The sequence below is a fragment of the Bacillus pumilus genome, from assembly GCF_900186955.1.
Lineage (GTDB): Bacteria > Bacillota > Bacilli > Bacillales > Bacillaceae > Bacillus > Bacillus pumilus.
The window spans coordinates 3,192,817-3,204,343 of sequence record NZ_LT906438.1 but is presented as its reverse complement, the minus strand read 5'-3'; the positions used below and the strand labels follow the sequence as shown (position 1 = coordinate 3,204,343).

Annotated in this window: 10 protein-coding genes; 8 read left to right on the top strand and 2 right to left on the bottom strand. The window is 43.9% G+C overall.

What is annotated here, in order from left to right; all coding sequences use genetic code 11:
• Window positions 1–4 precede the first annotated feature (4 nt).
• The 3 genes from CKW02_RS16820 (at window position 5) to CKW02_RS16805 (ending at window position 3,232) form a co-directional block, all read left to right on the top strand.
• The gene (locus tag CKW02_RS16820) at window positions 5–820 is read left to right on the top strand and encodes an ABC transporter ATP-binding protein (RefSeq protein ID WP_003213686.1); all 816 of its coding nucleotides are present in this window, start codon (window positions 5–7) and stop codon (window positions 818–820) included.
• 13 nt (window positions 821–833) lie between these two features.
• Entirely contained in the window at window positions 834–1,649 is an 816-nt protein-coding gene (locus CKW02_RS16815; RefSeq protein WP_003213759.1) for an ABC transporter ATP-binding protein, read from the top strand.
• A 257-nt stretch (window positions 1,650–1,906) separates the two neighbouring features.
• Window positions 1,907–3,232, top strand: coding sequence for an MATE family efflux transporter (locus CKW02_RS16805; RefSeq protein ID WP_003212942.1), 1,326 nt, complete (start codon window positions 1,907–1,909; stop codon window positions 3,230–3,232).
• A 20-nt stretch (window positions 3,233–3,252) separates the two neighbouring features.
• Here the strand turns inward: CKW02_RS16805 and yvfG are convergent, their stop codons facing one another.
• Complete coding sequence (gene yvfG, locus CKW02_RS16800; RefSeq protein ID WP_003213121.1) at window positions 3,253–3,468, bottom strand: protein YvfG; 216 nt, start codon at window positions 3,466–3,468, stop codon at window positions 3,253–3,255.
• A 70-nt stretch (window positions 3,469–3,538) separates the two neighbouring features.
• On the opposite strand from yvfG, the gene rpoN reads away from it, so the two are divergent.
• The gene (rpoN, locus tag CKW02_RS16795; RefSeq protein WP_003212623.1) at window positions 3,539–4,837 is read left to right on the top strand and encodes an RNA polymerase factor sigma-54; all 1,299 of its coding nucleotides are present in this window, start codon (window positions 3,539–3,541) and stop codon (window positions 4,835–4,837) included.
• A gap of 170 nt (window positions 4,838–5,007) precedes the next feature.
• The gene (locus CKW02_RS16790) at window positions 5,008–5,745 is read left to right on the top strand and encodes a FadR/GntR family transcriptional regulator (protein WP_003213412.1); all 738 of its coding nucleotides are present in this window, start codon (window positions 5,008–5,010) and stop codon (window positions 5,743–5,745) included.
• Between the two features lie 27 nt (window positions 5,746–5,772).
• On the opposite strand, the gene CKW02_RS16785 is transcribed toward CKW02_RS16790, so the two are convergent.
• Window positions 5,773–7,221, bottom strand: coding sequence for a sigma-54 interaction domain-containing protein (locus tag CKW02_RS16785; RefSeq protein WP_003213593.1), 1,449 nt, complete (start codon window positions 7,219–7,221; stop codon window positions 5,773–5,775).
• A 205-nt stretch (window positions 7,222–7,426) separates the two neighbouring features.
• Between CKW02_RS16785 and CKW02_RS16780 the strand changes: the two genes are divergently transcribed.
• The 3 genes from CKW02_RS16780 (at window position 7,427) to CKW02_RS16770 (ending at window position 11,500) form a co-directional block, all read left to right on the top strand.
• Complete coding sequence (locus CKW02_RS16780) at window positions 7,427–8,626, top strand: ornithine--oxo-acid transaminase (RefSeq protein ID WP_003212894.1); 1,200 nt, start codon at window positions 7,427–7,429, stop codon at window positions 8,624–8,626.
• 106 nt (window positions 8,627–8,732) lie between these two features.
• Window positions 8,733–10,148 carry an amino acid permease gene (locus CKW02_RS16775; protein WP_003213035.1) on the top strand — a complete coding sequence of 472 codons (1,416 nt, stop codon included), beginning with the start codon at window positions 8,733–8,735 and terminating at the stop codon, window positions 10,146–10,148.
• A gap of 314 nt (window positions 10,149–10,462) precedes the next feature.
• Complete coding sequence (locus CKW02_RS16770) at window positions 10,463–11,500, top strand: sugar-binding transcriptional regulator (protein ID WP_003212739.1); 1,038 nt, start codon at window positions 10,463–10,465, stop codon at window positions 11,498–11,500.
• Window positions 11,501–11,527: the final 27 nt, after the last annotated feature.

Here is an 11,527-nt window from a genome sequence, read left to right as displayed (position 1 = left end):
AGGAATGATCAATGTGCAAGAGTCCATTTTACAAATAGAGAACCTGCATGTGCAGACGAAAACGCCTTATGGGACAACCTCTCTTATTCAGGACGTATCGTTTGAAGTAGGGCGAGGCCAAATCGTTGGATTAATAGGTGAGAGCGGCTGCGGGAAAACGGTGACAAGTATGTCGATCTTACATATGCTTGACCGAAAAACAACCGATGTCACTGGTAGCATCACACTTCAAGGACGAGAATTGATCGGTCTGAGTGAAAGGGATATACGTTCTATTCGGGGCAAGGACATCTCATATATCATGCAAAATCCAATGAACAGCTTTACGCCAGTATGGACGATCGGTCATCAGCTGATTGAAACCATCCGCCGGCATACTACTGTCAGTAAAAGGCAGGCAAAAGCGAAGGCAATAGATGCGTTAGCGCAGATGAATCTGCCGCAGCCAGACAAGCTGTTAAACAAGTATCCCTTTGAACTAAGCGGCGGCATGCTGCAGCGTGTCATGATTGCGATGGCTGCCTGTATGCACCCGCCTCTCCTCATAGCAGATGAACCAACAACTGCTTTAGATGTACACACGCAGAAGCTGGTGCTTGAGCATCTGAACCAAATTCGTCATGACTATGGAACTGCCATCTTGCTCATTACTCACGACCTTGGCGTCATTGCAGAAATGGCAGATCAGGTTGTTGTCATGAGACAGGGAGAAATGGTAGAAAAAGCAGAAGTCCTTGAGCTTTTTGAAAACCCCAAGCATGATTATACAAAGAAACTATTAGCAGCTCGTCCATCCATCCCAGCTGTTTGTCCGATTTGAGGTGAGAAGGCCCTTGCATTTATTAGAAGTGAAAGCAGTTAGTCATTCATACAACAGCCGGTCGTTTCTGATGAGAAAAAAAGGCGCAGACCAAGTCTTAAACGGCGTCAATTTAATCATTGAAGAAGGCACGTGCGTCGGATTACTGGGGCAAAGCGGCGCAGGGAAAAGCACGCTAGGTCGTATCATACTTGGTCTAGAGAAGCCAAAAGCCGGTCAGGTTCTTTTTGAAGGGCAGGATATATATTGTGCAGATCAAAGAACACGCAAACATTATCGCCGGCATGTGCAAGCGGTGTTTCAGGATTCGTACTCGGCGGTAAATCCAAGGTGGACAGTCGAACAAATTTTATCCGAGCCGCTTGAAAACTATGAAACCATGAGCCGAAAAGAACGCAAAAGCGTGCTGATCCATTGGCTGGAAAGAGTCGGGCTCAGTGAAAAGGACTTATCTAAATATCCGCACCAATTCAGCGGCGGTCAGCTGCAAAGAATCAACATTGCAAGAGCCTTATTACTGCAGCCAAAGCTCGTCGTACTGGATGAATCCGTCAGCAGCTTAGACATGGTCACACAGGGTGTCATTTTAGATTTATTAGTAGAATTAAAGAAGGAACTAGGTGTCGCTTACTTATTTATTACACATGATATGACGGCAGCCTATCACTTAAGTGATCAATTGGCGATATTAGATCAAGGTGAACTTGTTGCTCAATTTCGATCAAAGGATGATTTCTTTTCATCAGAAGAGAAAGCGGTGCAAAAGATGAGAGATGCAATGCTCGTAGACCATCCTTTGTCCCGAACAATTGGCAGACCGGTTCGATAAATCTTCATTACATCAATGCCTCTTTTAGAAGAGGCTCAGCGTGTAGACAAACCCTCGCATTCGTTGTCAGGTCTGCGCGCTGGTGCTCACGAATGTTCAATTCGCTCCGCAAAAGTAGCTGCCCTTCCTAGACTTCAAAGGTTTTCTATCACGCTGAAAAGAAGACAAAGTGCTAAAATAAAAATCATTTTAGCACTTTGTCAACAATCTAAGCCTCTTTTAGAAGAGGCTATTTTTCATGAAAGGCAGGTGGCATCGTGAACCATCGAGCGTATTTAGCTTTAGCCATTCCTTTAACCATCTCAACGATGACCACTCCATTACTTGGAGCTGTTGATACAGCTGTTGTCGGTCAGCTTGCCAATCCCGCGTATATTGGAGGCGTCGCAGTTGGCAGTCTCATTTTCAGTACACTCTATTGGCTCTTTGGTTTTTTGCGGGTGAGTACATCTGCTTTTGCCGCTCAAGCAAACGGGGCGCAAAGTGAAGAGCAGGGTGTACTTGCTTTTCTAAGACCCTTTTTAATCGCTATCATTGTCGGCCTTTGTTTTATTGCCCTGCAATGGCCCATTATTCAATCTGCTTTTCTAGTGATCTCTCCCGCTGCGGATGTCCGGCAGTTTGCAGCAGATTATTTTCATATTCGGATTTGGGGTGCGCCGTTTACCTTGATGAATTATGTGATATTAGGCTGGCTGATGGGGATGGCAAAAATGAAAGAAGCCCTCTCTTTACAAATCTTGATCAATGTCATGAATATGGTCCTTGCCCTCCTGCTTGTTCATGTGTTTTCGTTTGCAGTCAAAGGGGTGGCGGCCGCGACATTGATATCTGAATTAACCGCCTTTGTATTAGGCGCATGGATCATCATGAAGCATTCAAAAAACGGGTTCCAGATGCCGTCTATTAAGAAAATCATGGATACACAGGCAGTGCAGAAAATGTTTCATGTGAATAAAGATTTGTTTATTCGGACGATTTGTCTCCTTGTCGTGATTAACATGTTTACAGCAAAAGGTGCTTCTTTTGGAACAGAAATGCTTGCGGCCAATGCCATCTTATTTCAAATTCACTACATCATGGCTTATTTGTTCGATGGTTTTGCCAATGCATCCAGCATCCTTGTGGGCAGATCAGTTGGTGCAAATGACCGCATCCTTTATGAGAGAACCTTAACCCTTTCAAGGCAGTGGGCACTTGTCATGGCATGCGTCATTGCGTCGGTTTATTTCCTCTTAAAAGAGCCGATCTTGGGCTTGTTTACAAATCTTCCTCGTCTTCTAGATGTGACATTAGGCTATGCAGACTGGCTCGTTCTTTATCCGTTTGCCGCTTGTTTCGGTTTGGTCATATACGGTGTATTTACAGGTGCGACAGAAATTGCCCCTGTCAGAAATTCGATGCTGTTTGCGATGATCTTGTTTATCGTTGTTCAAGCAGCAGTTACGCCTATTTGGCACAATCACGGATTATGGTTTGCTTTTATCATCTATACTGTAGGACGTTCTGGCTTTTTGATGATGTACAAATCAAGGCTGGATCGGAAGCTTTTTGCAAATGAAAAACACCCTTTGCCATCGTGACAAAGGGTGTTCTTTTTCGTTCATTCGCTTTCTTTTTTCACCTTTTGATACGCCTCATCAAGGTGCTGAATTCGCTTCAAAACCACAGCATTTTTGGTCAGCTGATCTTGTACAAGCGTTGACACCACTGAGCGGTAATAGGCATTCATGGCATGAATCTTGTCTTCATTTTGATTCATGGCGATGTGTTGTTTCAAGTTGTCAACAAAGTATGGAACGGAAAAAAGTTCAGACATGGGAATCACTCCTATTTCGTATATACGGTCCGTCAATCTTCATGTAAAATGATGAGAGGGAGGGGAGACAATGAGCCTTAATCTGCAACAAGAACAGGTATTAAAGCAGGTGCTCACACCAGAACTCAGGCAGGCCATTACATTGCTCCAGCTGAATAGCACTGAGCTTGGCGAGTATCTTGACCAGTTAGCGCTTGAGAACCCTCTGATTGAGCGGAAAGACACGGACAGCTATCAACCAGTTTATCATAAAAAATCTCAAGATCGAATGACAGAGCCGTATCGAACGCATCAAAAAGAAAGCCTGCAAATGTATTTAAAGAAGCAAGCCCTTGATTTAAATCTAAGTGAAAAGAATCAAAGGATCTTTCATTTTATGATCGAGTCCATTGATTCCAACGGCTATTTAAATGAACCGGTTGACGAGATGGCAGCTGTCTTAAAGGTGTCAGCTGAAGAAGTAGAAGCCGTCCTTCATCAGCTTCAATCGCTAGAGCCTGCCGGTATTGGCGCAAGATCTTTACAAGAATGCATCCTGCTTCAGCTGAGAAGAAAAAAGGAGCGCTGGTATGAAGCCGAGCTGATCATTGATGAGCACTTTTTTCTCTTTGCAAGAAAGGCTTGGAAGGAAATCGCGGCGAAAACAGGCATTTCCATGAAAACACTTCAAGCGGTACAAGATGAGGTGTCGCAGCTTGAACCAAGACCCGGCATCCATTTCTCATACGAAGAAGACCATGTGTATATAGAGCCGGATGTGACGATTACTGTCGTGCAGGACCACATCACATTTGAGCTGAATCAGCGCGCTTTCCCAGACGTTGAAATGAATGAAGGATACTTCGCCATGATTCAAGACCGAAAGCGGCATGAAGCATATGTGTATCTAAAGGAAAAAGAGCAGCAGTACAATTGGCTTGTCCAAGCGCTGAAGCAAAGAAAACAAACGATGACCCATGTCGTTCGTGAGATTATCTTACACCAGACAGATTTTTTCCTTACAGGGAAACATAAAATGAAACCGCTTACGATGAAGCGGATCGCAGATATATTGCAAGTGCATGAGTCAACAGTCAGTCGAACGGTGAAAGGGAAAATGGTGCAAACCCCTTATGGCCTCATGGAAATGAAGCAATTTTTCCAAGCAAAGCTAGAAGGACCCTCGCTGGAAGAGGCGTCCAGCTACACAGTCAAGACGTACATCGCAGAGCTGATCCAAACGGAAAATAAGAAAAAACCGTATTCAGATCAGCAAATGATGACGCAGCTACAGCAAACCTTTGGCATCCGAGTGTCGCGCAGAACCATTGCGAAATATCGTGAACAAATGAATCTTCCATCATCTACACTGCGGAAGCGCTATGATTAAAAAGAAGTACTTGCCAGAAACATGGCAGGTGCTTTTTTAGTTGAAAGCGAGGCATACAGAAGATTTTTTGAAAATTAAATCGGGGAGACGTGTGAACGGAAATTTTGGGGTAAAGTATAAGATAGGGCATGAGCCGAAAAGGGTAGACAACAGTGATGAGGTGAGACCAATTGAAATATAAACAAATCAAAACCAAAAAAATATATGAAGAAATTGCGGATGCATTAATCGAATCGATTCGCACTGGTGAGCTTCTTCCGGGAGAAAAATTAGATTCGGTTCAATCGCTCTCAGAAAGCTTTCAAGTCAGCCGTTCCGCTGTGAGAGAGGCGCTGTCTGCTCTCAAAGCGATCGGATTAATAGAGATGAAACAAGGGGAAGGCACATATGTGAAGCAGTTCGATCCTGAACAGCTCGCATTTTCTTTATCTCCTGCATTTTTAATGAAGCAGCATGATGTCAGGCAGCTCCTTGAAGTGAGAACCATTATTGAAACAGGTGCTGTCAAAAAGGCGGCGCTGCTTCGGACGGACGATGACCTACATCAGCTGCGTGATGCACTTGAACAAATGAAGCTGGCAGAAGCCCATGAAGAAATTGGTGAAGAGGCAGATCTTACCTTTCATCTCGCCTTAGCCAAAGCCTCGAAGAATGATGTATTAAAGGTGTTAATGAATCAAGTCTCATCCTTGTTAGTAGAAACGATGCGGGAAACGAGAAAAGTCGTGTTATTCTCAACGAAAGCCTCCATTCGGAAGCTTTACGAAGAACATGAACAAATTTACAAAGCCATCGTTGCAAGGCAGCCAGAAGAAGCAGAGAAAGCGATGCTTACGCATTTGAAAAATGTAGAAAATCTGCTCGGTGATGTGCTGCAAAAACCAGCAGAACAGTCAGATACACAATAAGCTGTGCCGAATGATGGCACAGCTCTATTATTGACGAGAAATATGTAGCTTTTTCATTCGATATTGCAGACTTTGCCTGCTCATGCCCAATAACTTTGCAGTCTGTGAAATATTATCGTCCATTTTTTCTAAGTAATGGACGATGTATTGTTTTTCGAATCGTTCCATTTGGGTTTGGAAATCAGTCGTCTGTTCTGGGCTTGTATACACAAAGGTGTCAGCAGCAGCGGTTTGCTGCAAAGAATTTGTTTGCAATTGCGCCTTAGGACGGACTTCCCCGTGCTTAAATCTAAAATGATAGGGAAGGTGATGCATGCTTAAGTCGTCTTCATCCATCATCATATTCATCCCCGCCTCAATCACATGCTCCAGTTCTCTTACATTGCCTGGCCAATGATACGCCTTAAAAAGGGCAAGTACCTCTTCATCAGCCGTCTTCACCTTCATTTGAAACAGCTCATTATATTTTTGAATAAAATGATTCACAAACGTAGGAATGTCCTCTTTTCGTTCAGAAAGCGGCGGAATAAATAAGGTGACAATACCGAGACGATAAAATAAATCCTTGCGCATGCGTCCACCTGCGATTGCATCCACAGGGTCCTCATTCATATTGGCAATCACTCTTACATCAACAGCAATTTCCTTTGTGCTTCCTAGCCTTCTCACACGTTTCTCCTGTAAGACGCGCAGTAGTTTTGCTTGAAGATGAGGATTTAGTGAGTTGATCTCATCTAAAAGCAAGGTTCCTCCTTGCGCCTGCTCAAATAAGCCAGGCTGATCAGCTGCTCCCGTAAAAGCCCCTTTTTGTGTACCAAAGAGCAGGCTTTCAATCAAATTATCAGGCAGTGCCGCACAATTTTGAGTAATAAAAGGTCCAGATGACCGGCTGCTGCCGTTATGAATGCTTTGAGCAAACAGCTCTTTCCCAGTCCCAGTTTCGCCAACAATGAGCACATAGGAAGAGGTGCGTGTCGCTCGTTTCGCATGCTCAATCACCTCTAAAAAGGTAGGGCTTTGTCCAATAATAGAATCGAAGGTAAAGCGGGTGCTTCCTTTTTTCTTCATATTGTGATGAATCAGCCGTTCCAGCTTGGTCACATCAACATCATTCGAAATTTCAACTGCCCCTTGAATGAGACCATCTCGAACGAGTGGGTATGTATGGTTAATCGTTGTGATTTCTTTTCCGTTGTAATTATGATACGTCTGCTTGGCATGTACGGTTTGTTTCCCGGTACGCAGCGCTTGGACAAGTGTACTGTGCATCTCATCTTGAAAGGCGAAGAAATCGAGTACATTTTTATGGAGAACATCTGAGCGTTTTAAAGACTCGATCTCCATCATTTTTTTATTATAAACAACCGTATGTCCATTCTCATCAATAGCATGAACCCCGACATCAATTAAATCGAGCATTTGTTTATATAAATCAATCTCATTTTCAAGCTTTGCGGCATGCAGATCTTTTTTCAATTGCGCCACCTCCTGACGTTACCTCTATTTTACATGAAAAATTTTGCGGTTTCCTCTAAAAAATTTGGCGTATGCAAAGAAACTTTGCGTAATTAATGAAGTAGACCCCATGATCAAGCGGTCAGAAAGTTGGCACGATCCTTGCATAACATATGGATGAAGATGAACCCAATTGAAAGAAGCTACCTTACAGAAGGAGGAATAGATGATGACGACACAGACAAATGAATTGATTCAACAAACAGAGCAATATGGAGCGGCAAACTATCATCCGCTGCCAATTGTCATTTCTGAGGCTGAGGGAGTGTGGGTGACAGACCCTGAAGGCAATCGATATATGGATATGCTGAGTGCGTATTCCGCAGTGAACCAAGGACATCGCCATCCCCGCATTATTGAAGCGCTCAAAAAACAGGCAGACCGCGTGACGCTCACCTCGAGAGCCTTTCATAATGATCAGCTTGGTCCTTGGTATGAAAAAATTTGCAAACTGACGAATAAAGACATGGCACTGCCAATGAATACAGGTGCTGAGGCTGTAGAAACCGCTGTAAAAGCAGCGAGACGCTGGGGCTATGATGTGAAAGGAATCGAAGAGAATCGTGCAGAAATCATTGCGTGTGTTGGCAATTTCCATGGGAGAACGATGACGGCTGTATCTCTTTCCTCAGAAGCAGAATACCAAAGAGGTTTCGGCCCAATGCTTCCTGGAATTAAGCTAATTCCTTACGGAGATATTGAAGCGTTACGTGAAGCGATCACACCACAGACAGCGGCTTTCCTCATTGAGCCGATTCAAGGAGAAGCGGGGATTGTCATGCCGCCAGAAGGCTTCTTGAAAGAAGCCAAAACGCTTTGTGAGCAAGAAAATGTGCTGTTCATTGCGGATGAGATTCAAGTGGGGTTAGCACGAACAGGTAAGATGTTTGCGTGTGATTGGGAAGACATTGAGCCAGATATGCTGATTCTTGGGAAAGCTTTAGGCGGCGGAGTATTCCCAATCTCGTGTGTTGTAGCAAACCGCGATATTTTAGGCGTGTTTAACCCTGGTTCTCATGGGTCTACCTTCGGAGGAAATCCTCTTGCGTGTGCAGTGTCGCTTGCTGCACTGGATGTTTTAATCGACGAAAAGCTTGCAGCACGCTCTATGGAGCTTGGTGAATACTTCAAAGACAAATTGGCACGCATTCAAAGTCCTGTGATTAAAGAAGTGCGCGGCCGCGGACTATTTATAGGCATGGAGCTGACAGAGGCAGCTAGACCTTATTGTGAAAAGCTGAAGCAAGCAGGTTTGTTATGTAAGGAAACCCATGAAACAGTCATCCGTTTTGCACCACCACTGACCATTTCAAAAGCAGATTTAGACTGGGCGATTGGTCATATTGAATCACTGTTTCAAGCTTAAATGGCAAAGGGGGAGGAAGCTTCACTTTCTCCCTTTCTTTTTCAACGAACAGCGAATTTTGTCAAAGGATGCTGAATAGAAGAGGGAAAGTGGGGAAGTGGATTTGATGCAAGAACAGCATAATGAACTAGAGCGTTCCATGAAAAGCAGACATCTCTTTATGATTGCCTTAGGCGGCGTCATCGGTACAGGGCTTTTCCTTGGGTCAGGGTTGATTATCCATCAGGCAGGACCGGGGGGAGCCATTCTATCGTTTATCATTGGCGGATTTTTAATGTATTTGGTCATGCTCTGTCTTGGAGAATTAGCAGTGGCGATGCCAACAGCCGGTTCCTTTCAGGAATATGCAACCAAATATATAGGCCCGTCCACAGGCTTTATGATCGGCTGGCTGTATTGGTTTAGCTGGGCGTGTACGATTGGTCTGGAGTTTACATCAGCAGGCATATTGCTCCAAAGGTGGTTTCCAGATATTCCGGTTTGGCTCTGGTGTCTAGCATTTAGCGTGATATTATTTGCCGTGAATGCCATCTCTGCTCGCAGCTTCGCTGAAACGGAGTTTTGGTTTTCAGCCATCAAGGTTGCGGCCATCCTATTGTTTATTATCATCGGAATTGGCGCAATTTTCGGAATGATTCATTTAAAAGGCGGAGAACCAGCCCCTTTATTTCGTCATTTGACGGATCATGGCGGACTATTTCCTAATGGTGTTTTTGCTATTTTATTAACCATGGTCACGGTCAATTTCTCCTTCCAAGGAACAGAACTTGTAGGGATCGCAGCAGGTGAGAGTGAAAGCCCTGAAAAAACATTGCCTCGATCAATACGGAATATTATTTGGAGAACGATGGTCTTTTTCGTTTTATCAATTGCGGTTCTAGCGGCACTTCTTCCATGGCAGACAGCAGGCGCTGTCGACAGTCCGTTTGTGGTCGTGCTGGACAAGGTCGGCATCCCATATGCTGCAGATATCATGAATTTTATTATCATCACAGCTGTCTTGTCTGTAGCAAACTCTGGATTATATGCATCATCACGTATGCTCTGGTCGCTTTCAAAGGACGGGAAAGGACCTGCCTTTACGAAAAAGCTGTCCAAGCGTAAAATCCCGATCAATGCATTATTGGTGACAATGGGTGTATCCGCTCTATCTCTGCTCACAAGTATTGTGGCACCAAAAACGGTGTATGTGTGGCTTATTTCGATTTCTGGAATGGTTCTTGTTGTGGTGTGGATGTCCATTTGTTTGTCTCAATATTTCTTTAGAAAACAATTCATAAAAGACGGGGGAGATGTAAAGGATCTCGTCTTCCGTACACCGCTCTATCCATTTGTCCCACTAGCAGGCTTCATCGCATTTGGCATCGTGCTCATTAGCTTATTTTTTATCGAGGATCAGCGGATCGGTCTTTATTGCGGAATCCCGTTCATGGCTGCCTGCTACATCATTTATTATCTCAAAATCAAACCGAAGGAAGAGGCAAAGCGTTTCGCCGAAGAGGAAGGAATCCCAAAAACATAAAAGACGACTATATCAAAAAAGTGTGTATGCGGACCTCTTACGCATGCACACTTTCATTGATGAATTCATTCAATATAGAAGAAAATAAAATATTTCGAAAAGAAAAATCATAGCAAGAACCTTGATGACAAGCAGGCTATCGGTGAAAATGTGTCTATTTTTTGTCTAAATGTGTTTGTAATAGTTGAAAATGCAAGATGATCCTGTTAAAATAAATAAAGAAAGCAGGGATTGATTTTTTTTGGCTGTGGCGGGACGTTTTTTGTCACAGTGGGACGTTTTTAGTCCAACGTGAAAAGAAAGGGTCGTTAGCCATGAATCGTTTATTGGAAGCTCAAAAAAAATTATTGCCAGATCTTCTCATCGTTATGCAAAAACGCTACGACATTTTGCAGTACATCAGATTAGCTGAACCAATCGGCCGCAGAAGTCTTGCGACGAGTCTTGGTCTCAGTGAGCGCATCTTAAGAGCTGAAGTTCAGTTTTTAAAAGAACAAAATCTGCTGGATGTCAAAACGAGCGGCATGATGCTGACGAGTGAAGGCCACGCTTTGCTTGAAATGCTTGAAGGAATGATGAAAGACGTTTTAGGTTTAACCTTTTTGGAAAATACATTAAAGAGGAAGTTAGGCCTAGAAGAAGTCGTGATCGTTTCTGGTGACAGTGACGAATCCCCGTGGGTGAAGCAAGAGATGGGAAGAGCTGCTGTCCAATGTATGAAAAAAAGGTTTACTGGAAATAATATCGTCGCCGTCACTGGCGGAACGACGATGGAAGCCGTTGCCGAAATGATGACCCCTGATGCCAAAAACAGAGACATGATGTTTGTCCCTGCGAGAGGCGGTCTTGGGGAGAATGTAAAAAATCAGGCAAACACCATTTGTGCCCACATGGCTGAAAAAGCTTCCGGTACTTACAAACTGTTGTTTGTTCCAGGACAGCTGTCAGAAGGTGCTTACTCTTCCATTATTGAAGAGCCGTCAGTCAAAGAAGTGCTTCAAACGATTAAATCATCCACGATGCTCATTCATGGAATCGGTGAAGCAAAAACAATGGCGATGAGACGAAACACACCAGCTGAAGATTTAAAAAAGATTGATGAGCATGACGCAGTGACAGAGGCCTTTGGCTATTACTTTAATCGTGATGGTGAGGTCGTCCACAAAGTGCACTCCGTCGGCATGCAGCTAGATGATTTAGAAAGCATTCCACACATCATTGCTGTTGCAGGTGGATCATCAAAGGCAGGGGCCATTGAAGCTTATTTCAAAAAACCCCGCCGAACGGTTCTCGTCACAGACGAAGGAGCCGCAAAAGAGTTATTAAGGGAGTCAATTGATCCCTCAATATAAAACATTGTGACCTATAAAAGGAGGAAA